At 44.0% G+C, this 24,147-nt stretch carries 22 protein-coding genes; 13 read left to right on the top strand and 9 right to left on the bottom strand.

The genetic code is table 11. The features are described 5' to 3' along the window. Nucleotides 1–108: 108 nt before the first annotated feature. Nucleotides 109–696 carry a NifU family protein gene (locus tag DTQ70_RS18480; RefSeq protein WP_122934469.1) on the bottom strand — a complete coding sequence of 196 codons (588 nt, stop codon included), beginning with the start codon at nt 694–696 and terminating at the stop codon, nt 109–111. A 157-nt stretch (nt 697–853) separates the two neighbouring features. Between DTQ70_RS18480 and DTQ70_RS18485 the strand changes: the two genes are divergently transcribed. From DTQ70_RS18485 to DTQ70_RS18510, 6 genes are all read left to right on the top strand, one after another. Continuing rightward, nucleotides 854–1,078 carry a DUF2683 family protein gene (locus tag DTQ70_RS18485; RefSeq protein ID WP_122932180.1) on the top strand — a complete coding sequence of 75 codons (225 nt, stop codon included), beginning with the start codon at nt 854–856 and terminating at the stop codon, nt 1,076–1,078. After that, entirely contained in the window at nt 1,075–1,353 is a 279-nt protein-coding gene (locus DTQ70_RS18490) for a Txe/YoeB family addiction module toxin (RefSeq protein ID WP_122932181.1), read from the top strand. Before DTQ70_RS18485 ends, DTQ70_RS18490 begins: the two co-directional genes overlap by 4 nt. A gap of 73 nt (nt 1,354–1,426) precedes the next feature. Further along, the gene (locus DTQ70_RS18495) at nt 1,427–2,575 is read left to right on the top strand and encodes an AraC family transcriptional regulator (protein ID WP_122932182.1); all 1,149 of its coding nucleotides are present in this window, start codon (nt 1,427–1,429) and stop codon (nt 2,573–2,575) included. Nucleotides 2,576–2,743: 168 nt separating this feature from the next. Continuing rightward, complete coding sequence (locus DTQ70_RS18500; protein ID WP_164490104.1) at nt 2,744–3,373, top strand: DUF2306 domain-containing protein; 630 nt, start codon at nt 2,744–2,746, stop codon at nt 3,371–3,373. Between the two features lie 37 nt (nt 3,374–3,410). Then, nucleotides 3,411–4,010, top strand: coding sequence for an outer membrane beta-barrel protein (locus DTQ70_RS18505; protein ID WP_122932184.1), 600 nt, complete (start codon nt 3,411–3,413; stop codon nt 4,008–4,010). A 15-nt stretch (nt 4,011–4,025) separates the two neighbouring features. Then, the gene (locus tag DTQ70_RS18510) at nt 4,026–5,189 is read left to right on the top strand and encodes a serine hydrolase (RefSeq protein WP_122932185.1); all 1,164 of its coding nucleotides are present in this window, start codon (nt 4,026–4,028) and stop codon (nt 5,187–5,189) included. Between the two features lie 60 nt (nt 5,190–5,249). Here the strand turns inward: DTQ70_RS18510 and DTQ70_RS18515 are convergent, their stop codons facing one another. The 6 genes from DTQ70_RS18515 to DTQ70_RS18540 all read right to left on the bottom strand — a co-directional run bounded on the left by DTQ70_RS18515 (nt 5,250) and on the right by DTQ70_RS18540 (nt 14,212). Then, nucleotides 5,250–6,359 carry a TlpA disulfide reductase family protein gene (locus DTQ70_RS18515; RefSeq protein ID WP_122932186.1) on the bottom strand — a complete coding sequence of 370 codons (1,110 nt, stop codon included), beginning with the start codon at nt 6,357–6,359 and terminating at the stop codon, nt 5,250–5,252. Between the two features lie 110 nt (nt 6,360–6,469). After that, nucleotides 6,470–8,020 (bottom strand): TlpA disulfide reductase family protein, encoded by a 1,551-nt coding sequence (locus DTQ70_RS18520; protein WP_122932187.1) that lies wholly within the window; start codon nt 8,018–8,020, stop codon nt 6,470–6,472. Between the two features lie 209 nt (nt 8,021–8,229). Further along, complete coding sequence (locus DTQ70_RS18525) at nt 8,230–9,720, bottom strand: regulatory iron-sulfur-containing complex subunit RicT (protein WP_229599966.1); 1,491 nt, start codon at nt 9,718–9,720, stop codon at nt 8,230–8,232. Nucleotides 9,721–9,797: 77 nt separating this feature from the next. After that, the gene (purD, locus tag DTQ70_RS18530) at nt 9,798–11,087 is read right to left on the bottom strand and encodes a phosphoribosylamine--glycine ligase (protein ID WP_122932188.1); all 1,290 of its coding nucleotides are present in this window, start codon (nt 11,085–11,087) and stop codon (nt 9,798–9,800) included. Nucleotides 11,088–11,167: 80 nt separating this feature from the next. Beyond that, nucleotides 11,168–13,408 (bottom strand): DNA helicase RecQ, encoded by a 2,241-nt coding sequence (recQ, locus tag DTQ70_RS18535; RefSeq protein WP_122932189.1) that lies wholly within the window; start codon nt 13,406–13,408, stop codon nt 11,168–11,170. Between the two features lie 330 nt (nt 13,409–13,738). Then, complete coding sequence (locus tag DTQ70_RS18540) at nt 13,739–14,212, bottom strand: DUF4293 domain-containing protein (protein WP_028524248.1); 474 nt, start codon at nt 14,210–14,212, stop codon at nt 13,739–13,741. Nucleotides 14,213–14,501: 289 nt separating this feature from the next. Here DTQ70_RS18540 and DTQ70_RS18545 point away from each other — a divergent pair, with 289 nt between their 5' ends. Both DTQ70_RS18545 and DTQ70_RS18550 read left to right on the top strand, forming a co-directional pair. Then, nucleotides 14,502–16,043, top strand: coding sequence for a YifB family Mg chelatase-like AAA ATPase (locus DTQ70_RS18545; protein WP_122932190.1), 1,542 nt, complete (start codon nt 14,502–14,504; stop codon nt 16,041–16,043). 592 nt (nt 16,044–16,635) lie between these two features. Next, on the top strand, nt 16,636–17,364 hold the full coding sequence (locus tag DTQ70_RS18550) for a hypothetical protein (protein WP_122929371.1): 729 nt from the start codon (nt 16,636–16,638) through the stop codon (nt 17,362–17,364). 200 nt (nt 17,365–17,564) lie between these two features. Here the strand turns inward: DTQ70_RS18550 and DTQ70_RS18555 are convergent, their stop codons facing one another. Together DTQ70_RS18555 and folK are read right to left on the bottom strand one after the other, a co-directional pair. Beyond that, nucleotides 17,565–18,935 carry an NAD(P)/FAD-dependent oxidoreductase gene (locus DTQ70_RS18555; RefSeq protein ID WP_122932191.1) on the bottom strand — a complete coding sequence of 457 codons (1,371 nt, stop codon included), beginning with the start codon at nt 18,933–18,935 and terminating at the stop codon, nt 17,565–17,567. Between the two features lie 9 nt (nt 18,936–18,944). After that, entirely contained in the window at nt 18,945–19,550 is a 606-nt protein-coding gene (folK, locus tag DTQ70_RS18560; RefSeq protein ID WP_310588001.1) for a 2-amino-4-hydroxy-6-hydroxymethyldihydropteridine diphosphokinase, read from the bottom strand. Between the two features lie 27 nt (nt 19,551–19,577). Here folK and DTQ70_RS18565 point away from each other — a divergent pair, with 27 nt between their 5' ends. From DTQ70_RS18565 to DTQ70_RS18585, 5 genes are all read left to right on the top strand, one after another. Then, a complete protein-coding gene (locus DTQ70_RS18565; RefSeq protein ID WP_122932192.1) occupies nt 19,578–20,471 on the top strand; it encodes an alpha/beta hydrolase in 894 nt (297 codons plus the stop codon). Nucleotides 20,472–20,571: 100 nt separating this feature from the next. Continuing rightward, a complete protein-coding gene (locus DTQ70_RS18570; protein ID WP_122932193.1) occupies nt 20,572–21,081 on the top strand; it encodes an RNA polymerase sigma factor in 510 nt (169 codons plus the stop codon). 13 nt (nt 21,082–21,094) lie between these two features. After that, a complete protein-coding gene (locus tag DTQ70_RS18575) occupies nt 21,095–21,658 on the top strand; it encodes a hypothetical protein (RefSeq protein WP_122932194.1) in 564 nt (187 codons plus the stop codon). Between the two features lie 337 nt (nt 21,659–21,995). Next, entirely contained in the window at nt 21,996–22,640 is a 645-nt protein-coding gene (locus DTQ70_RS18580) for a DUF4097 family beta strand repeat-containing protein (RefSeq protein ID WP_206019536.1), read from the top strand. A 4-nt stretch (nt 22,641–22,644) separates the two neighbouring features. After that, complete coding sequence (locus tag DTQ70_RS18585) at nt 22,645–24,141, top strand: hypothetical protein (RefSeq protein WP_122932196.1); 1,497 nt, start codon at nt 22,645–22,647, stop codon at nt 24,139–24,141. Nucleotides 24,142–24,147: the final 6 nt, after the last annotated feature.

The following is a 24,147-nucleotide window of genomic DNA, read 5'->3' on the forward strand; positions in this document are numbered from 1 at the left end:
ACGCTCCAAAACCTTCTAAATTTTTGTCTAATTGACAAACTTAGAAGGTTTTGGAGGATATTTTGCACAAAGAAACTCAAAAATACGGTAAATCGCACACGGAAGCGCCTATACTCCTTCCGCAACCACCTCTTTGACGGTCGGAACCATCTGCGTCAACAGGTTTTGGATACCTGCTTTGAGGGTCAGGGTTGAAGACGGGCAGCCACTGCACGAACCTTGTAAAAGTACTTTTACGACGCCCGTTTCTTCTTCAAACGAATGAAACGAAATAGCGCCCCCATCTGACTCTACCGCTGGACGCACGTAATCGTCCAACACAGTTTTGATTTGACGCACCGTTGGGCTGTCAGTATCCACAATCGTAGTGTTGCGTTCAACCGTTTTTTGCTCAAAAACAGGGTGGTTTTCTTCAAAATAAATCTTCAAAAACTGCTTGGTATCCAAAATAACCTCACCCCAGTCGGTGGTGTCATCTTTGGTAAGAGTCACGAAGTTAGACGCCAAAAATACGCGCTGCACGAAAGGAAATTGGAACAAATCTCCCGCCAAAGGTGACGACTTTCCTTCGGCCTGCGTAGCGGCTAAATCGGGATAGTCGAACGATAAGCCTTGGGGAACAAGTTCAAAATTAAAGACAAACTTCATCGAGTTTGGATTGGGGCTTGCCTCAGTATAAATAAATACGGGTTGCATAGAAAAAGTATGACTCGTTGTTTGATTCATCAAAGTAAATAGACAATCCTAAAAAGACCGTCCCCTTTGCAACAAAACTTTCGGCATTTTGGTTTGCTTGTTCGCTGTTAGCTATTTTGTGGTAACTTTGTTAGTATAGAACTTTAAACCTACAAAAATGGAAAGTATCATTGTTTATCCCAAAAATGAACAACAAACGTCTTTACTCAAATCACTCTTGAAAGAGATGAAAGTGCGTTTTGAGATAGGAAATGACGACCCAACAACTGCTTTATCCGAATCAGAGTTTATTGCTAAAATAGATAAATCGATACAGCAAGCTGAAGCTGGAAAAACAAAACATATTTCTAAGGATGAACAGAAAAAGTTTTTGGGCTTATGAGTTATTCCATAGAATTTACCGAAGAAGCCATTGATGACATTGAGAAACACAAAAGGGCTGGAGATAAAAAAGTATTAATAAAAATCGACAAACTCTTGGACGAGCTTCGAGCCCACCCAACTACAGGAACAGGAAAACCAGAAAAACTAAAGCATTACTCTGTCCCGACCTGGTCAAGAAGAATCACCGATAAGCACAGACTGATTTACAGGGTTCAAGAAGAAAAAATTATTGTGCTAGTTTTGGCCTCTTGGGGGCATTATGGCGAAAAATAACGCACAGCATTTCTTTCGTATAGGGTAATTCTCATTTGAGTTGTCATAGAAGAAAACCCTCGCTACCGCCTCTATGATTTACCTCGTCGGAACATTCATTGCGCTGTTTCTTGCCGCCATAGCCCTCACGAAAAAAGGTCGCACCACCGCCGACCTCCTCTTAGGAATCTGGATGATTGTTGTTGGTTTACACGTATTTTCGTATTACAGCTACCTCACTCAGCTCATTTATAGCTACCCCGCCTTTTTGGGTTCCAACTTTCCCTTGCCCTTTCTGCACGGCCCATTGCTGTTTTTATATACCCTCGCCCTTACTCGTCCCGAACAATTTCAGTCAAAAAGATGGCTACTCCACGGAATTTTGCCACTCAGCATCATTGCCCTCTACGCCCCTTTTTGGAGTTTATCGGCAGAGCAGAAAGTAGTAGTTTTTAAACAAGAAGGCAGAGGGTACGAAGGTGTCATGGAAATTAGTAGCCTACTACTGACGAGTTCGGGGATTTTTTACGTGGTGGCGACTCATTACCTCCTTCAAAAGCACCGCAAACGGATTTTAAACCAGTTTTCTAACCAAGAAAAAATCAATCTCAACTGGCTAAGATTTCTTTTTTATGCCATGGGGCTAATTTGGTTTTTTATCATTTTCTTACATAACGACCCCCTCATTTTCTCAAGCAGTAGCGTGTTTGTGGTACTTATCGGCTACTTTGGCATCAAGCAAACGGGAATTTTTACCCATCTCCCCATTCCCCTTGAATCGCCTTCCTCCACCCCCGAATTGGCTTTACAACTTGCCGAAGTAGAGGTCGAAGAGACTAACTCAGACCTCCAACGAAAAAAATACGCAAAATCGGGCTTAAACGAAGAACGCGCCAACGAACTTCGAGAGCGCTTGGAAGAACTGATGCTCGTTGAACGATTATTTATCGAACCCGAGTTGACACTGACCGATTTGGCCAACCGTTTAGATACGCATCCTAATTATTTATCACAGGTAATCAACGAAATAGAAGGTATTAATTTCTATGACTACATCAATCACCTGCGAGTAGAGGAATTTAAACGCCTACTGTTACTCCCCGAAAATCAACGTTTTACACTCCTTGCCATCGCTTACGGCTGCGGGTTTAACTCCAAATCGGCCTTCAACCGTTGTTTCAAGAAAACCACGGGGCTCTCCCCTTCTGAGTATGTGAAGCAATTGAAAGCGGTGTACAAATAGGTTATGGTAGCATTCTTTTTAAAACACATAGAAAACAGTAGAATAAGCACATAGCAAACATAGACAGTCTTTTGTGTGCTATGTGAAAAGAGATTCACCTTACAAGCAAGGGCGCTATGAATGTGGGAAGTGGTCATTTTTGTGACGTCATTTTTAACCACTATCACCATGAAAAAAATAGCTTGGATTCTCGTCGTTGTGCTGGCCTTTCTTGTCGGAATGATTCCGATTTCGTACCTAACCGATGTCAAACAGGGGTATTTAGAACTAAAATCTCCCGAAACACTCCGCAATACGTTTTGGCAAATCGGCTTTGTCACACACATTGCGTTTGGGTCGGTAGCCATTACAATCGGCTGGCTACAATTCAGCCATAAACTGTTGACCAACTTCCCCAAATGGCATCGGCTCATTGGCAAAATCTATGTCATCACGGGTTTACTCTGCTCAGGAGCGGGCATTTTTATTGGTTTTTATGCCCACGGCGGTCCCATCGCAATGGCGGGTTTTGTCTGCGGAGGCTGCGTTTATTTTTACACAACCCTTCAAGGTTATGTATTGATTCGAGCCAAAAACGTAGTCAAGCATCAAGCGATGATGACCTACAGCTATGCGGCCTGTCTGGGCGCGGTAAGCTTGAGAATTCTTATACCGCTCTCGGTTTTGCTCCCTTATGAATACACATCGGTGTACAACGTGGTGGCGTGGTTGAGTTGGCTATTTAATTTAGGAATTGCCTTTTGGGTCAACAAAAAAAGAGACTCACCTTACAAGCAAGGGCGCACAGCAGCGATTTGAAGGGGATGTTTGTGCCGAAATCAAACTTTTAGCACACATGTCTCTCTTCAACACAAAAACACTCCGCTATGCCTGCTTGCTCGCGGCGGGGTTTATCGCTTACGGCGCCAACGCCCAGACGTCCCTTAAAACGCTGCGGTTCTCACTCTACAACGAAACCTTGGGCGTACCTTCCGCCAAGCTCACCAAACTTCCTATTCACCCTGCAGTGAGTATTGGCACCGACCTACGGGTACGCTCGGGCAAGCATTGGCAAAAAGCCTTTGGCGTTGACTTGTATTATTATTACCAACAGTCGTTGGAGCACGCCCTCATGCTCGACGCGTCGTATCGGTTTGGGTATCGGTTCAATTTTGGATTGCAAACCAACCTACACACCGCGCTTGGCTACAAACACGCGATTTTGGCAGGCCAAAAGTATGCCCTAAAAAACGGCGAATACCAACCTACCTTGCATTTTGGCAAAGCCCAAGTCAACCTCAAACTCGGACTAGGGCTAGAATACCCGCTTTCGAAGCGTTATTCTGTCGCAGTTGATTACAAAACAATGGTCGCAGCACCCTTTGGCGACCGCATTATCCCTTTTACTATTCATACCTTCTTAGGGGCAGGTCTCAACATTCATTTACAACCATAAACTTCACAACAGTCCATGAAACGTATCTCATTCATACTCGTCATTGCGCTCTTTTCGCTTGGTTCATGCCGCGAAGAACTTGGCTCGGCGCAACCTTTGCCCAATTGTCCATTGACCAACACCCCCCCCCCCAAAGCCGCTAATTACCAAAAAATTATCGACAAGTTTATGGCAGCGGGCGCGGTGGGAGTGAGCGTCACCGTTCGGACGCCCGAAGGCACCTGGAGTGCTACCGCTGGCAAAGCCGACCTTGCCAACCACATCGACCTTAGCCCTTGCCATACGCTTGGCATTGGAAGTATTTCAAAGACATTTACGGCTGCCACGGTTTTAAAATTGCAAGAAGAAGGCAAACTCAATATCAATGACTTAGCAAGCAAATACCTTCCCGACGAATACGTTAAAAACATCCACAACCTCAACAAAGCCACCATCAAGCAACTGCTTCAGCACACCTCGGGCATTCGCGATTACTTGGGGCTTGTAGGTTTGCTCAACATCCACAATCAATCGGTCAAAGCCCAATCGGCTCAAGAAAATTTAAAAACTATTTTTGGAAAAAAAGCCCTGTTTGAAGTGGGTACCGACTGGAGTTACTCCAACTCTAATTACCTGATTTTGGCCTTAATCATCGAGAAAGTTGGCAACAAAAGCGCCTTTGAAACGGTAACGGAAAAAGTGCTACAGCCCCTCAAACTCCAAAACACTTACGCCTCCACCACCCGACCCGCAAGTTTGTCGAGGGGCTACTACGATTCGTTTAACAACGGCATGATGCGTGACTTGACCAAATTTGACGGCTTCGCCGTGGGAGGACAAGACATTCTGGACGGCGGAATGGTTTCAAATTCCTACGATTTGGCCCTTTTTATGGAAGCGCTCAAAACGGGCAAACTCCTTTCGGCGGCCTCAATTGCCCTGATGGAATCTCCCACCAACATCCAAGTCAAAGGCATTCCCGAAAACCTTTCGTACATCAAGGATTACGGACTAGGGCTTTTTTTGCTTGATATTGAGGGAAAGAAGGGAGTTGGGCACGGGGGCAATGTGCATTGTTTCAACGCAGTTACTTATTATTTCCCCGAACAAAAAGTCAGTATCGCTATTGCGCTCAATAGCTATTCCAGCAAATTAGACGAAGCTTTATACGACCGCGAAACGATTAAATTGGCCTTGTAAAAATAGTTTGCCCCCTGCGTTTTTCCACCTGTTTGGAGAAACGCAGGGATTTTGAAATTACTACTTCGTGTCGTTAAGGCGATTTTTTATCAAATGTTCAAATTTCTCTAAACTGTTATCATCGTACCCCACAAACTTTTCCACAATTTGCCCTTTGTTATCCACAAACAAAGTGGTTGGAATACTACCGTCAAACTGAAACAATTCATTAGCATATATTCGCGTCTTATCCGTCATTACTAGTTGTTTCCAAGGCATTTGTTCCTTGTCAAGAGCTTTGAGCCAATTTTGTTTATCTTCATCCAGTGATACTGATACCATGCTAAAACGAGGGTTACTAGAAAATTGGCTACTAATTTTCTTCAATTGTGGAATTTCTTTTCGGCAAGGACCACACCAAGAAGCCCATAAAATAATCATATTCAAGGAAGAATTTTTGGTCAACACAGGGGAACTTTCACCATTTCTTGTCTCAAAAACTGTATTAAAATCCAATTTTTGAGTATTTCGCTTTACAACATACTCCTTTAAGCCTCGCCAAGTGTCACTTTTTTTTACCTCCTCATCAAATTGGTTTAAAAGGCCAATCATCTGGTCATTACTAAAACTAGAAACTCGCTTTTTTAAATGATTCAAATAATAGTATGAGTAGGGATGTATTTTAATCAGTCGCATCAATTCGCTTATCTTTTTTATTGATGAAAAACCCACAGAATCCTCAAACATAACTTTGGTTTGTTTTCCAACATTAATAGGTGCTAAGATGAATTTAATCTTGTTAGGAAGGTTAATGAGTGTAGGCTTCGTTTCATCTATTTCACCCTCTAATTCTACCCCTTCTTCTAAATAAAAATTGGACAAATGCACTTCCCCATTATTGAATTTCTGTTTAGTTTTATACGTAAATAATCGTTTATAACCTGCGGAATCAATGTGCTGAAACTCAATCAACATAGGTGAGTCATTTTCTCTGACAGGCAACAAAAATTCAAAGTGACCGCTTTTAGATTTAGAAGAAGCCACGACTTTGTCAACGTCGGTGATTGCATTGACTGTACCATCGGGTAAATTTTTTAAATTACCAGTGATACGGACTGTGTTGCTTGACTTAGGTTCAGCACAGCTTATTATCAGTGAAAGCAATAATGAATAGCAAAATATTTTTTTCATAAAGTCAATAATTGATTAAATCCATTACTACAAATACAAAGGAGAATGGGCAGTACATAGGCAAGCATATTTTTAACTATTTATTGGTGAGGTTTATATAAAACATCTTATTATTTCGACAGCTCTGTCAAAAGTTGCGTGAGTTCTTTACTTTCTACTCTAGGCGCATTTGGATACACCAGCTTACCGCGTTTGTCAACAATCATGTAACGAGGTATCGAATCGATTTTTTGTTGCTTTAAGAAATCAGCATTTTGAGCGTTTAAAACCAAGAAACTGTTTGGATAACTGTTCAATTGCTCTTTTTCTGAGGCTTTTAACCAAGCTTCCATAGATTTATCAATCGACAAATAAACAAATACAATATTTTTATCTTTTAATGATTCTCTTAGCTTTACAGAATGTGGAAAAGCAGCCCTGCAAGGCCCACACCAGCTCGCCCAAAAATCTACATAAATCACTTTGCCTTGCGATTGTTTAATAATTGCATCAAGTGAGGTTTTCGTTTTATTATTATCCATCAACGTAAGTGATGTAGGCACGTAGCGCGTTGTATCAAGTTCTAGGACATACTTTACTTTAAGTTTTTCAATGAGGGAAGAATCTTTTACATCTTTCTCTAACTTGTTAAAGTAGCTCAAAAAGTCATTTTTTGAAAGTGACTCCGAAATTCTGCCAATATTTTTTATCAGCAAATAATTTTTGATTGTTTCTGAAAAATTAAATTCTGTATTTATTTTATCATAAATCACCTTATAATTCCTATTAATTCCATCTTTTAAATCCAAATAAGGTGCTTTATCAACAATAAATCTATACTCTACTATATCAACAAAATCTTTAAAATAGATTCCTTCATAATTTTCTAGGGTGTTTTCTTGGGAATTGCACCAATGATATACGTCATCAATCGAGAGTCGTTCTGTTTCAACCTCTATTAACTTTTTTAAATTTTCGATTTTATTTTTTTGAAATTTATACACATTTTCAGATATAAGACCTTGTTTACTAAGTGAATCAATAATCTTTTTGTTTATATCAAGATACATCATGCACTTTGGATATAATTCATTTTTCATTAACAAAATCCCTTTTTTATTTCTATTCATTACTTGCTCTCCTGTCATATTTTTTGACTGAGAAAGTGCACTTTTATCATTCAATATCTTTTTTCCATGCAAGCTAACGGCGCCAAAATATTCACCCATTGGAGAATAGTTCACAAACTCACACTGGCTCCTTACTAGGTCATCTACCTGATAATCATTTTTAGAAGTATTTCTATTTATAACCGTTACGATGGGAATATTTTTATTATATTCAATGACCACAGAGTCTCCCTTTTGCAAAATGTATTCGTTATAATCAAAGTAGTTAATCCAGTGCCGAAGAACACAATGGTTATTTTTCATTTTTAGTCGAATATCTTTATTTTTAATGTTACTTTCAACTTCAATCCATTTCATCTCATCATCGTACATAAACCGCAACAAGTGCTTATTTTGAGTCCATGCTGTTTTTGTATAATAAAAATAATTATCAATCTTTTGAGTGTTTTTAAAGGAAACATAAACAATACCTTCTGTATCGTTTGAAAACGCATTTATATGACACAAAAATGCCATTTTTAACATTAATAAGCGAAGTAGTGTTATTTTCATAATTTTAATTAAAAAAAATACTTACATAACTCACTATATATTGACTATAACAAAAGTGTTATTTACTAATGATTTGATAAAAATATTTAAAAACCTAGTAAAAACAAATAGTTTTGGATTTTTTTTAGAAAAAATAGTTTTTTGTTTTTGAGCCACAAAAAAAGGGAATCACCTCCCGATGATTCCCTCCTATGCACCTTTAGTGCTTGCTATTGCTTTTTCTCGTTTCCGCCGCCGCTGTTGCCACTATTGCCACCGCCACCTTTGGGTTGATTATTATTTCCTCGACGGTGATGATTTCCTCGGTTGGCGTGCTGTTTGGCAGGCTTTGTTGCGTCGTTGTTGTTATTATTGGCATTGTTGTTTCCTTTCTGTGCAGGATTTCCCGCTGGGGCACTGGGCACTTTCGCGGGAGCCTGATTAGTAGGAGCTTTGGGAGCAGGAGTCTGTGGCTTCGGCGCAGGAGCTGAAGGCGTAGTGGCTGCCGCTGGCTGTGCCGTTTCTTTGGCGGCATTTGCGCTATTATTGCTATTTCCGCTTCCCTTTTTCTTTTTATTTCTGCGATTGCTGCTTCCTCCCCCGTTTTGTTGGTCGCGGTGGCTAAACTTCTTATCCATTTTAGCCAAGTCGCTATTGATACCTGCCGCAGGCAATGCCAACACAGCCTCTTCGATATCCAACACATCCAACGACACAGGTTTTTCGCCTCTTGCGTTCATTTGCAAGATTTTGCTCACCTGCTCCATCGTGATTGGGTGCCAGGTCGTGCTATCGTTTTCGTAGCCAAACCACATGATTTTCTTGAAAATATCGGTTTTCTGCAAGTGCGCCTTCCCTTTTTGGGTTTGAAGGGGTGCATCCACGTGCGGAATGTCCTTGAGGGCGTCGATGTAGGTTTCCAACTCGTAGTTGAGGCAGCACTTCAAACGTCCACATTGACCCGAAAGCTTCGTTGGATTCAACGATAGGTTCTGGTAGCGAGCAGCAGAAGTCGTGATGTTTTTAAAGTCGCTCAACCAAGTTGAACAGCATAATTCACGGCCACACGCGCCCAAACCACCCAAACGCCCTGCTTCTTGGCGTAGGCTGATTTGGCGCATTTCGATGCGCACCTTAAACTCACCCGCCAATACCTTGATCAGTTCACGGAAATCAACCCGTTCGTCGGCCGAGTAGTAAAACGTCGCTTTGGTATTATCGGACTGAAACTCCACATCCGACAATTTCATGTTCAGTTTTAGCTCTTTGACCAGTTCGCGAGCGCGGTACATCGTTGGCAGGTCACGCGCAACACTCTGCTCGTGTTTTTCCATATCGCGTGGATTCCCCACCCGATAAATGCTCTTGATGTTTTCGTCGTCGGCTACTTTCTTCTTGGTCATTTGCAAACGCACCAAGTCGCCCTGCAACGATACCGCTCCAATATGATAGCCCGAAGCCATCTCGCACACGACGTAGTCGCCCGTGAGGAGTTCAAGCTGGTTGATATTGCGAAAATATTCTTTCCGCCCTCCTTTAAACTTCACTTCTACCACGTCAAAACGTTTTGCGATGGGCACATCCATATCACTGAGCCAATCGAAAACATTCATTTTATTGCAACCACCTGTGTTGCACGCACCATTATTTTGACAACCAGCGGTTTTTCCGTTGCTTCCTTTCGTTCCGCATCCGCCCGTTGAACATGATTTACAACTCATTTCTGTTTAGTTTACAGCCTGACGTTTATACGAGCGCGTTACGGTTTCAACTACGTTACGACCCGCTTTGCGTCAAACTAATCCGTATAACGAATCAAATCTAAACCAATGTCTTTGCGGTAGTATTTCCCTTCAAACTGCACTGCTGTCGCTGCTTTTTGCGACTTATTTACAGCCCCTTCGAGGGAGTTTGCGAGTGCTGTCAGTGCCAGTACTCGTCCGCCATTGGTTACGACTTCTCCTTTGTCATTGGTGGTAGTTCCTGCATGAAACACCGTAATGTCTTCCATTTTTTCTAATTCAGCAATTACCTTGCCTTTTTCGTAGGCATCTGGGTACCCACCCGACACAATCACCGTTGTGACGGCCGTTTGGGGCGAAATAACGAAATCACTGTCGGCCAATTTTTGATCGGCGGCGGCCAGCAAAAGCGTCACTAAGTCCGACTGAATACGTGGCAAAACAACCTCCGTTTCGGGGTCGCCCATGCGTGCATTGTACTCAATCACGTACGGTTCGCCTTTCACGTTCATCAATCCAATAAAAATAAAACCAACGTACGTAATTCCTTCGGCCTGCAAGCCCGCGAGGGTTGGTTTCACAATTTTCTGTTCTACTTTTCTCAGAAAGTTTTCGTCCGCAAAAATCACGGGCGACACTGCGCCCATTCCTCCCGTGTTGGGGCCTGTATCTTTTTCACCAATGCGTTTGTAGTCTTTGGCCTCGGGAAGGATTTTGTAATTGACACCATCCGAAAGCACAAATACCGACAACTCAATACCGCGCAAAAACTGCTCTACCACCACTTTATTGCCCGCTTCGCCAAATTTAGCCCCCACAAGCATGTCTGTCATGGCCGCTTTGGCTGTATCGAGTGTTTCGGCAATGATTACTCCCTTGCCCGCTGCCAGTCCGTCGGCTTTCAACACGATTGGGAGTGCGTGTGTGCTCAAGTAGTTCAGCCCTTGGTCTAGTGTTTCAGACGTAAATGTCTGTGACGCTGCCGTAGGGATTCCGTACTTAGCCATGAAGTTTTTGGAAAAATCTTTGCTTCCTTCCAGCTGCGCCCCCAGGCGATCAGGGCCCACAATTTTGACCCTTGCCAGCTCTGGTTGAGCTTTTAAGTAATCAACAACTCCGTTGACCAGTGGTTCTTCGGGGCCGACAATCACTAATTTAATTTTAAAATCAACAATAGCTTTTGCAATGCCTTCAAAGTCATTGAACCCAACGGGCAAGTTGGTAGCCACTTGTGCGGTTCCCGCATTTCCAGGCGCTACATACAACTCGTCGCAATGTGGGCTTTGGGCTATTTTCCAAGCAAACGCGTGTTCGCGTCCGCCCGAACCCAGAATTAAAATATTCATTTTTTGAGGTTAAAGTGTATAGAGTAAGGCGCGAAATCCCTTTCATTTGTTTCGCGCCTTACTAGGAGTTTTTCACTTACTTAGTTAGCCACTTCGGACATAAACTTGATACGCATCAAACGAAGCTCATCTTCGGTGACGTCATCTTTGGCCAATTCATCTAACGCAACTTTGATACTATCGGTTTCAGCCGCCATAAAGTAATCGTAAATATCGTACTGGCGGTCTTTGTCCATGATCTGGTTGATATAATAATCCAAGTTAAGCTTCGTACCCGAATAGCAAATGTGTTCAATCTCCTCAATCAACTCGTCCATTGCTAATCCTTTGGCTTCGGCTATTTCATCCAAATCTACTTTTCGGTCGATTTGTTGGATGATAAAAATCTTCACTTTCGACTTATTAGCCGCCGATTTTACCACCACATCTTTGGCCGTTTCGATTTCGTTTTCCTCCACATAACGCGTGATGAGGTCAATGAACGGACGACCAAACTTTTGCACTTTCCCCATTCCAACCCCGTTGATTTGGGCCATTTCTTGGGAAGTAGTGGGGTAAGTCGTCGCCATTTCTTCTAACGACGGGTCTTGGAAAATAACATACGGAGGGAGGTTTTTCTCTTTCGCTATTTTTTTGCGGAGTGCCTTCAAAAGCCCCAAAAGCGCTTCATCGTAGGCATTTCCACCGCCCGACGGGGCCAAATCCGTTACATCTTCGTCATCGCTAGACTTAGGCGTATCGTTTTCGTCGAAAGTATGGTCTTTTGAAATCGTAATCGGATACGGGTCGTTGATGTATTTAGCACCTTTTTCAGTGATTTTTAGTACACCGTAATTTTCGGCATCTTTACCCAAATACCCTAAAATCACTAACTGACGAATCATCGAACGCCAATATTCTACGCCATACTCTTCGCCTTCCTCTTCGTCTTTAAACTTACCAGCACCATATACCTCAAGCTTGTTATGTTCGTAGCTCGTCACGTACATATTGTCGGTGGCAGTAATCAAATCCGCAATGTGATCACCGTCAAAACGCTGATCGGTCAGTTGAATCGCTTTCAAAACGATAACTGCTTCTTCTTGGACTTTGAATTTTGGCGTTGGCTTGATACAGTTGTCGCAGAAACCGCAGTCCTTCTCCATGTATTCGCCAAAATAACTCAGCAACTGACGACGGCGGCACGCGCCAAGATTGGCATACGCCACCATTTCGTTCAATAAATGGCGGGCATTGTCACGCTCCGTTACCGACTTATCTTTGTTAAATTTCTCTAGCTTTTGGATATCATCCAAGCTGTAAAACATCACGCAATTCCCCTCCAAGCCATCACGACCCGCACGACCTGTTTCTTGGTAATAACCTTCCAACGACTTAGGCGCATCGTAGTGAATGACAAAACGAACGTCGGGTTTATCGATTCCCATTCCAAATGCAATGGTCGCGACAATGACATCGGCTTCTTCATTCAAAAACGCATCTTGGTTGTTCATCCGCGTTTGTCCGTCCAATCCAGCATGGTAAGGAAGCGCTTTTATATCATTTACTGTCAATAAATTAGCTACTTCTTCTACGGTCTTGCGGCTCAAGCAATAGATAATACCCGACTTGCCTTTGTTGTTTTTGATGTACTTAATCAGCTGCTTATTGACATCTCCCAATTTCGGGCGCACTTCGTAGTACAAGTTTTTGCGGTTAAACGACGACTTATACAAAGCAGCCTCTTCCATCCGCAAGTTTTTCGCAATGTCTTGCTGCACTTTGGGCGTGGCAGTAGCAGTCAGCGCAATGAGTGGCAGGTTGGGATTGATGTTGTCAATAATTCCTCGAATACGGCGGTATTCTGGGCGGAAATCGTGCCCCCACTCCGAAATACAGTGTGCCTCGTCAACTGCCACAAAAGAAATGTTAGCCCGCTGTAAAAAGTCAAGGTTTTCTTCTTTTGTTAGCGATTCTGGCGCAATGTACAATAGTTTCAAAGTGCCATCGAGGGCATCTTTTTTAACCTTCGTGATTTCAGCCTTGTTGAGAGTAGAATTCAAAAACTGCGCATTAATGCCGAAAGCGTTCAGTTGATCTACTTGATTTTTCATCAAGGCAATCAACGGAGAAATAACGATGGCAACGCCTTCAGTGGTAATAGCAGGCAACTGATAGCAAAGCGATTTCCCCGCACCTGTAGGCATAATAACGAAGGTGTTATTGCCTCCCATGATGCTATGAATAATCGACTCTTGTTCGCCTCTAAACTGACTGTAACCAAAAATTTCTTTGAGTCGCTCCTTTAGCGTATGCTGTACGCTCGTATCTACCTGAATCATCCTCTTTCGTTGTATTTTTTTGCCTTTATACCCTTGGTTAACAGGTACTTAAACAGCTTTTTTAGTGAGTTAATTGGAAATCAATGGGAAGTTACTGAAGATTGCTCCTGCTGAGAAGTGGCAAAGTGGGCAAAGTCACTAACTACGTTTGAAATTAGTAAAAATAATCAAATTTGACGCAACAAATTTTTGAAAGCAAGAGGTTGACTTTTTTTCAAAATAGGCTTACTTGCTCATACAAATCAACTTATAATCAACAACTTAACCCAGCAAGAGCATTTCAAAAAAGGCACTTTTTTACCCTAAAATTAGCATAATACACGCTTGATTTTAGCGCATACGGTCTTGTGAACGAACCAGTTTTTCGTCGCGGCGGATAAAACGGTTGGCCAAAACATTCGCCAGCATTGACGTCACAAGCGCGTAGAAGCCAAAACCAAAGCTACCTGTGACGTTGGGCTCGAACAAATCTTTGGCTTTCCCAAAAATAAAATACATGATTAACCCCATAATGATGGTCATCAGGATAGAGTTTGCGGCACACAGCCCCGACTGAAGCAAGCGGTTTTTGTACTGAGAAATGGCAAAAATTGCCACTCCTGCCACAATCCCGCCGACAAGCGCGATGTACCAAACAGGGGTAATGAACGAACTTGTTCCTTGTTCGTGCACCAATCGAAGGGCAGTAAGGTGAACCGATTGAGTGCCATCAACGGCAGTCTTGTCCCAAACAGGCAATGCCAATAGCCCGACGATACCAACGGCCACCACGGCTAAAAAGAGTGTTTGAATACGTTGTAACATAATGGTACGAAAAATTATAAGTTGACGAGTCGAAGTAAGTTACCAAACTTCATTTTTTTCGTCTTTTGGGTGTATAGAAAAATAAGTTCTGCCAAAAATGGACGGCAAAGGTAATCATTTGATGATGATTTTGGAACAGAGTTTTCAGAGAATGACCTACCTAAGGCAATTACTCGTCTTGAGACGCTATTTTGGGTAAGAACCTGTAATTTTACAGTTTTTACGAGACGTAAACAATTTTCGATTAGTCACCCAATCGCCATTCATTCATTTGTAACTCAAAAATAGTATGCTTTCTAAAACGTTCGGTAGTGCGGTCTATGGTGTCAATGCCACAATGATAACCATTGAAGTAACAGTGGGGCAAGGAATGCGCTTTTTTATGGTAGGCTTGCCCGACAGCGCCGTAAAAGAAAGTGAGCAGCGCGTAGAAGCCTCTCTCAAGTTTTTTGACTACCGAATGCCGCGTCAAAAAGTAGTAGTAAACCTTGCCCCCGCCGACATCCGAAAGGAGGGTTCGGCCTACGATTTGCCCATTGCCCTGTGTGTGTTGCAGGCGTCGGACCAAATCGTAACCAAGAAAAACCTCGAAGACTACATTATCATGGGTGAACTGTCGTTGGATGGCAAACTCCGTCCCATCAAAGGCGTCCTTCCCATCGCTGTGGAAGCTCGGAAGCTTGGCTACAAAGGGTTTATTTTGCCTGCGGCCAATGCCCACGAAGCCGCCATCGTCAATAGCCTCGACGTTATTCCTGTAGAAACGCTACAAGATGCCATCGGCTTTTTTGAGGAAACCAAAGAAATCACCCCGTTGAAGGTGGACACGCGCGATTTATTCTTCAATACCCTAAACGACTACGACGCTGATTTTGAACACGTTCAAGGCCAAGAAAACATCAAACGGGCCCTCGAAATCGCCGCTTCGGGCGGGCACAATGTGATTATGATTGGGCCTCCAGGGGCGGGTAAAACGATGCTTGCCAAGCGCCTACCTTCGATTTTACCCCCGTTGACCCTGCACGAGTCTCTCGAAACGACCAAAATCCATTCCGTAGCGGGGAAGCTGGGATCTAAAGCATCACTCATTGCAAGACGCCCTTTTCGCGCACCTCACCATACCATCAGCGACGCCGCGTTGGTCGGAGGCGGGACATTTCCGCAGCCTGGAGAAATCTCGTTGGCGCACAACGGCGTGTTGTTTTTAGACGAATTGCCCGAATTTAAGCGAACAGTACTTGAAGTGATGCGCCAACCGCTCGAAGAACGCCGCGTAACGATTTCTCGTACGAAATGGGCGATTGAATTTCCTGCCAACTTTATGCTTATTGCCAGCATGAACCCCTGCCCGTGTGGCTACTACAATCACCCCGAAAAGGAATGTGTTTGCCCTCCAGGAACAGTTCAACGCTATCTGAACAAAATTAGCGGGCCACTCCTCGACCGCATCGACTTGCACGTAGAAGTCACGCCCGTGTCGTTCGACCAAATTTCTTCGAACCGCAAAGCCGAAAAAAGTGAAGACATTCGTCAGCGTGTGATTACTGCTCGCGAAATTCAGACGGAGCGTTTCAAAGACAAAGAAGGAATTTATTGTAACGCCATGATGCCCTCTCCGATGGTGAAAGAAGTGTGTGAAATCAACCCCGCAGGTAAAGCCTTGCTCAAGTCTGCGATGGAACGGCTTGGATTATCGGCTCGGGCGTACGACCGTATTTTGAAAGTAGCGCGCACTATTGCTGACCTTTCCGCAAGTCCCGAAATTAAAATTGAACACTTGGCCGAAGCTATTCAGTACCGAAGTCTAGACCGCGAGAATTGGGCGGGATAGGCGTTTCACCTTCCCGAAAGTTGCTGTACGTCTTAAAGTTAAGTATTTATAGCGGCAAGAAGTTAAGTACTTTTGTTTTTTGATATACGCTCATACAAGCAACAACCGATGGGACAAGCGACCAATACAGCGATACGGCAGTCATTACTGGAGTTAAAAGCCTCAGGTAAAACACTAAAATATATTAGTGAACACTTAGGTGTTCCCTATGCTACCCTGCGAAACTTATGGCATAAACACCAAAAAACTCCCCAATCAAATTTACGAACAGCATATGAGAACTGTGGCAAAAAGCCGCCCAGTAGATCCGATGTGATTTATCGAGGAGCTCTTTGGCTAAAACGTTTACATCCAAATTGGGGAAGCCCCTTGATTCATATGCACCTGGTCAATCGCTATGGTTGCTCTCAGGTGGTTCATGTACGCACGATTCAACGTTGGTTTTTGTCAGCTCATATGAGCAAACCACGTTCCTAAAAATTAGAACCCAAAATTGGGCAATCAACACAGGTTCATAACATCTGGCAGGTAGATGCCAAAGAACGATTAAGCTTAGAAAATGGTCAATCAGCTTGTTATTTGACCATTGTGGATGAAAAAAGTGGAGCTTGTCTGGAAGCACCCGTTTTCCCCCTATGCCCGAATCAATCAAGTGCCCATTGACCAAATACGGCAAAAACTTATTGAGGTTTTCAACAAATGGGGAAAAGCAGGTTGTTTTAGAGTAGATAATGGCGAGCCATTCGGAAGTCCTGCTGGGGCACCTACTCCGCCTTTAGCGCTGTGGCTTATCGCTCACGATATTGATTTGACTTGGAATAAACCTTATTGTCCACAGATGAATAATCGCGTTGAGAAAATGCAAGATACCACTCAACGCTGGGCAGAAGTGCAAGCTTGCCGTTGTTTACAAGAATTACAAGCCAAGCTAGATGCCCAAATTCATATTCAACGACAGCTGTATCCAGTAACTCGGCTGGAGGGAAAAACCAGGGCGATGGCTTTCCCTGAGTTAATTACTAAACAACGCGTATTTTCAAGTAAAGACTTTGATTCAAAGAGAGTTCATGAATTTATTGCAAAAAAAATCTACACTCGAAAAGTATCATCAGTAGGACAAATTACGCATTTCGGACAAACGATTAGGGTAGGAAAAGAATTTGCTCACCAATTTGTCCAACTTAAATTCAAGCCAGATACCTTGAAGTGGCAAATCTCGAACTCCACTCAAATTATCAAAAATATTGCCGATAACTGTCTTACTGATGATAGAATCAAAAATATGACCGTATTTTCAAAACAAAAAAACCAATCAAACTAAATGTCTGTTTGAGCGTACCTAACTTTAAAGCGTACAACAAAGTTCTAAAACTTTCGGGAAGATCTCTGTTAGCCGAAGCTATTCAGTACCGAAGTTTAAACCGCGAGAATTGGGCGGGGTAAACGTTTCACCTTCCCGAAAGTTTAAAACTTTCGGGAAGGTGTCTGTGAGTCGGGTTGCTCACAACCCGACCGTTGCCACTACACCACATCCCTCAGCAACTCCTCCACCGCGCGACGGCCCGACTCCATGGCACCGTGTACTGTTCCGCTGTGCCCGCCGTAGTGGGTAGCTTCTCCCGCAAAATAGACTTTGCGCTGAATAGGCTGCGACAACGTTTGGCGTGTGAGTAAGCCACCGCCGTTGGGAATTGGAAAAGAGTACGCGCCTTTGATAAAAGGTTCTTTGCCCCAATCCATCACTTTGGCGTTGGTTAAGGAAGCCGTAGCTGTTCCTTTTCCGTAAATGGTATCCAATTCTTTTAGCAAATTTTGAATAATGACTGTAGAAGTCTGTCCACTGAGTGCTTCGGCTCGTTCGCCCGTCACAAACCCAGACAGCACAAAGGATGAGGTACTTCGTCCTGCGGAACTTACCCAATATTCTGGCACTGAGCCAGATGTATAAATAGAACCCGTATTGGCTTCCCAAAACCGACGATTAAAGACCAAAGCCACCTTGATGCCCGCGCCCATGCCGATGTTACGAATAGCCGTGAGCTTGGTTTCTGGCAATGAAGGGGTAAATTGAATGTCGTTAGCTTGTAAAATCGACAGTGGTACCGTCACAATCACCTTATCCGCAAAACGCCGCTGGGCTTGCGCATCTTCCAAGACAATCGGACTATTGGTAAAATCAATGCGTTTGATTTGTTTATTGAGCACTACTTTTGGAATAACACTTTTGCATTTTTCCTCAAGTACCGAAAGCAACGAACGATTACCCAACAAATAATTGTCCCTTCCCGCACTCCAAATTGCTTCGGTCTCGGCTACGCCCAAAAGCCCCAAACGGTTGGCCGAGGTGCCATAATTGTTGGCAATGAGCGCATCAGGAATATGTCGAACTCTCGAAACCAGTTTTGTGCTTTCCATCAATTGCGCCAGGGTTGTTTCGTTGCCCGAATATGACCGTGCCTGCTGAGAAAGTAACATGGCCAAACGAAAATCAAGGTCGGTATTCCATTGTGCTTCAGTGCGAAGCAACGTTCCTATTTGATAATAATCGGTGCCAGAAGTAGGCAACAACGACGCCCCTGATTCTTTGGCCCAATCGTACAATGTCGATCTACTGCCACGAATTTTTTCAGCGCCCAATTCCACGTCAAAATCAGCCAGACCTTTCAACGGACGAATGCGCCCCCCAATTTGTTCGGCCGCTTCGTAGATGGTATAGTTCGCGCCCTGTTGTTCTAGCAAATAGCCCGCGTACAATCCCGCCGCTCCTGCTCCAATAATGGCGATTTGGCCTTCGTATTTGCGGGGGGCATAGGGGTCTTTGGGTTGGCAATTTTCCAACGCTACGGCTCCCGTGGCGAGCAAAGTATGTTTGATAAAATCGCGACGTTGCATAGTGACAAATCAATTGGTTTTAAAACGTTTAAACAAGCTCACAATCCCCTCGTCCGTACATTCATTGAGCAGTTGTTGGATTGTTTTTTTAAATAAAGGATGAACAAACTCGGGGACAATTTCGGCCAAGGGAACCAGCGTAAATTTACGCTGATGCAGCCGTGGGTGGGGTACTTCCAATTCCTCTGATGTCAGTATCTTATTCCCATAAAACAACACATCGATGTCGATAACCCGTGCACCCCAGCGCAGTCTCCGCTCTCGTCCCAGTTCTTTTTCAATCGCAAGAGCCGCTTGCAATACAACATGAGCCGTTTTTTCAGTTTGCAACTCGATTACTTGGTTTAAGTAGGCGGGCTGCTCTTCAACGCCCCAAGGAGCGGTTTCGTACAAAGACGATGCTGAAATGACAGGAGCAATCCGCTCCGAAATCAGCGTAATCGCCTTTGAGAGTGTTGCTTCGCGGTCGCCCAAATTGGCCCCCAACAACAAAAAAACAGGGTACTGATTCATGCTACAAAGGTAGGTAAGGAAAGGAATAATAATACGCCCAAAAATGTAAAATGTCAGACTCAGCAGAAAAGGACTGCTTTTGTCTTTATAGAAAAGCGACATTGATCCTCCATTTTAAACCTAATCACCATGCTACGCTTCGTTTTTCTGTCTCTGTTTTTTTGTATTTCGACCTTTGTAAGCATTGCCCAACAAGAAATACCGTTGTATGCTGGTGCCATTCCCAATGCCAAAGAGGCCACTAACGAAGAAAAACGCACCGCGTCGCAAATCGTTTCTAATGTTTCGGTGCCAACGTTAAGCGTGTTTCTTCCCCCAAAAGACAAAGCAACGGGCACGGCAGTGGTTATTTGTCCAGGCGGCGGGTACGGCGTATTGGTCACCAAACGCGAAGGCTACGATGTAGCCGAGGAATTTACCAAACGTGGCATTGCGGCTTTTGTGTTGAAGTACCGACTTCCAAACGAACGCACCATGATTGACCCATCCATTGGCCCCCTCCAAGACGCCCAACAGGCGATTAAAACCGTGCGCGAACGGGCTGCCGAATGGAGCATTAACCCCCAAAAAATCGGAATCATGGGCTTTTCGGCAGGGGGGCACTTGGCCTCAACGGCAGGTACTCATTTTGAACGCACCGTTTTACCTAACCCTCAGGGCACTAGCCTGCGTCCTGATTTTTTGGTACTGGTTTATCCCGTCATTAGTTTTGCTGATGGAGTCGGGCACAAGGGTTCGGGGGTGAATCTTTTGGGCAAAAATACCTCTGCTGAGCAGTTGACACGTTACTCTAACGACCTCCAAGTAACCCAAAATACGCCTCCTGCTTTTATCACCCACGCCAGCGATGATACCGTGGTGCCCGTCAAAAACAGCCTACTTTTTTACGAAGCCTTGCAGAAAAACCGCATCTTGAGCGACCTCCATATTTACGCCAAAGGCGAACATGGCTACCTCAAAACACCGTCGTTCGACGAGTGGTTTGGTCGCTGTTTACACTGGCTCAACACCTCAGGTTTTTAACCCTCTCATCCCTTATCGCTCAACGTTTCTCTTTTATTTTTTTCTCTCATTCCAACCTTCTGGGTTGTTCGGTTCCTCTTTGTAGTTGAACGTGCCACTCATGACTGAAAACGAACTGATTCAACGCTGCCTCCAACACGACCGCTCTGCGCAAAGGTTGCTTTATGACCGCTACAAAACGGCCATGTACACCCTCGCGTATCGGATGACGGGCGACTTTGACCAAGCCAATAGTGTATTGCAAGACACGTTTTTGGCCGTTTTTCAGAACTTGAGCCAGTACCGTAGTGAAGCGACGTTGGGAGCGTGGATAAAAGCGATTTTGGTTCGTAAAGCGCACCGAAGTTCGCAGCAAACGCCTGCTTATTTATTGATGGAAACGCTCCCTTCCGATACTTCGTCGGTCGATTGGGGCAACGATGCCATTGACGCTGCCCACCTCGAAAAAGCCATTTTGAGCCTACCCGAAGGCGCGCGGGCGGTATTTGTGCTCATTGAGGTGGAAGGCTACACCCATCGAGAAGTAGCGGAGTTGTTGGGCGTTTCGGAAGGGACGTCGAAATCGCAGTTAAACTATGCCAAAAAGCGGCTGAGGGAATTGTTAAAATAATAACAAGCGCATTATGTCAGACCTACTCAAACATAAACTTCCTACCTACACCCCACCCGAATCGGTTTGGGAGGCGGTGGAGGAGGGCCTAAATGAGGCTCCGTTGAAAGAAGCGCTCCAGCACTTGCCCGCGCACGAACCTCCCGCACAGGTATGGTTAGAGCTGGAGGAAACACTCCCCACTGTCCGTCCGCAACAGTGGTGGCGATACGCGGCAGCAGCGGCAATAACGGGCTTGTTGTGTTTTGTTGGGTATATTTTTCTGACCTCCCAATCGGAAGATGTTAAACTTAGCTATTCCCAAGAAAAAGCCCCCCCAACTACCCTGCCAGCTCAAAATGAGGCCCTCGACCAACAATACGAGAAATTACAGGCGTTCTGCGAAACAAAAACACCTGTGTGCGAAAAACCAGAATTTAAGGACTTAAAACACCAACTCGACGAACTCACCATCGCCAGCCGACAACTCAAAGAAGCCTTGGGCGAGTACAACACGGACGCTTCACTTTCGTCACAACTCTCTGATATTGAGCACGAACGAGCGGAACTATTAAAAAAACTGTCGGAACGGATTTGATCATATTACACCAAAAATAGCCATGAAGAATATTTTGCACTTTATCCACAACTTTTCCCCACCTGTTTTTATTCGTTTGGGGTTTCGAGTTTACTGTTTCGGGTTTACTGTTTCGGGTTTATGGTTTTGGGTTTACGGTTTCGGGTTTATGGTTTTGGGTTTTGCCCTTTGCCTTTTGCCCCTTGCCCCTTGCCCTTTACCTATTTCAATTTTGCGGTTTTTCAGTTTTCCATTTAACATTTTGCGGTTTGCCCCTTGCCCCTCGCCCCTTGCCCTTTGCTCTTTACCCCTCGCCCTTTGCCTCTTGCCTTTTGTTTCCTCTGCTCAAACGTTGCAGGTGATTACCAAAACGATAGAGAAAACCTTTGAAGTGCCCCAATACGCAAAGGTGCAGGTGTGGGGCGAGCGGAGCGATATAGAGATAATGACTTGGAATAAAAATGAGATAAAAGCGACCATTGAGCTTACCGCAAAACACCCCACACGCAGCACGGCTGAGAAAGATTTGGAAACCTTGCATTATACCACCGACCAAAAAGGGAAAACGGTGAGTCTGCATAATTTTGTAGTACTGGCCAAAAACGGAAGTAAACCCCAATCCAACCTCAAAGCACGTTTTACGTTGTTTGTACCTGCCAATTGCGCCGTAGAAATTCAAAACAGTTTTGGGAAAATTTCCATCAAAGGGCTACAAACTCAAACCATGCAATTGCAAACAGAATTTTGCACCATCGAACTCCACGATTTGCGTGGAACATTGACGGCCAGAACACAGTTTGGGGCTTTACGAACGGAAAATTTCAATGGGTTATTGAGCATTTTTTCCGAACGAACCGACCTGATTTTACAGCAAATCAAAGGCGAATGTCGCGTACGCGCCCAATATGGAAGCCTTGACATTCAGACGGATAAAGCACAAGTAAAACTCGACGTAGAAACCAAAAACACCGAACTCCGCAACGGCACCGTTGCCAAACAATAAAGCCATGAAAAAAGCATTCCCCCTCCTCTATTCGACACGCTGCCTTCTGCACTCGACACTCCTCTTTGTCATTCTGACCTTAGGAGGAATCTCCACCGCATTTGCCCAAGGGGGCACCGACTCCGTACGCCTCTCCCACTCCGAAGAAACGGGAACACTCGAAAAACAGCGTTTTATCGACCGCTACGATTATGTGTTTATGACTAAAGAGCCGACGAAGTGGATGCTGAAAGGATACGGAAACATCAATAATTTGCTTGCTTATAATCTCTTCCAGAAAGGCTATGTGAAGCGAGTAGTTGATTTTCGACTAGGTGCTGAATACAAGATAAGTCCTTCTTTTTCAATAGGTATTGACGTAACTGGTCTCCCTAGTCGCCCTTTGCTGCCAATAGGGCTCATTGACTACTCGGACTTTTATTCAAGTAGGGCTAATAGTATTGACAGAATTTGGGGAACATCGGCGGAAATACGGTGGTACTACGACATGGCTTCTCGTATCAAAGAAGGCAAAAGCAGCAATAATTTTTCAGGAAACTATATTTCCTTTAACATAGAGAAAGCGTGGCAAAAAGAACTATTACCCTCAAATGGGCTTTCTAGTTCTAACAACAAATGGGACACTGATTATTTTAAACAACAATACCAATCCCAACTAAGTCTGAGTTATGGGATACAACGGCGCTTTTTTAGGTACGGGCTCATTGACATGTCTTTGTCCTTGAACCGACGAACTGACGAACAAATCCACCGAAAATTGACCTTCTTGGACGGAGATAACTCTGTAAAACAACCCGTTGATTGGAACAACATTCAAGAAAGTATTACTTCTGGTTCTCAACACAATTGGTCTATTTCCACCAACTTCAAAGTAGGGGTCGCCCTCGCTGATTTCAAAAAAACGGCACAAGTACCCGCCTGTGACGTATTTCAGTGCCTTGAAAACGAAAGCAGTCTATGGAAATTTAGCTGGCCACAAATCCACCTAAGCCCATCCACGCAAATAGTTATAAGCAGCATTGGGTATGAACAAAAAATCGCCCAATCGCCCTTCTCAATCAACACGTACCTGAACCTGTATGCTTCCAATCGCTCCCAAGAAAATGTAGCACAGTATGACCTTTCAACAGAAACGCATTTTACAAGTAATATCCAAAGCTTGAGTTTAGCCGCGCAGTTACATATTCAACCGCGATGGTACGTGTTCATGAATCGTCAAATGCGCATAGGAAAAGCTGGCAATAATCTATCAGGGCTTTACACTGGGTTGAATAATGTTTTTTTGAGCTCATACGGATACACCAAAAACGACCGATACAAAAACTCATTCGGCAACAGTGCTTTTTTCGTAAACACAGGATTGATGCTAGGCTATCAACGAAAATTATTTAAGAATGGCTTTGTTGACCTAAACCTTACAAAAGGACTATTGGAAAGAACTCCCTATATACTGGGACGAAACAATTTTATTCTTGATTTCAAACTCGGCTTCGCCCTCTAACCTTCC

The sequence above is a fragment of the Runella sp. SP2 genome, from assembly GCF_003711225.1.
Classification (GTDB): Bacteria; Bacteroidota; Bacteroidia; order Cytophagales; family Spirosomataceae; genus Runella.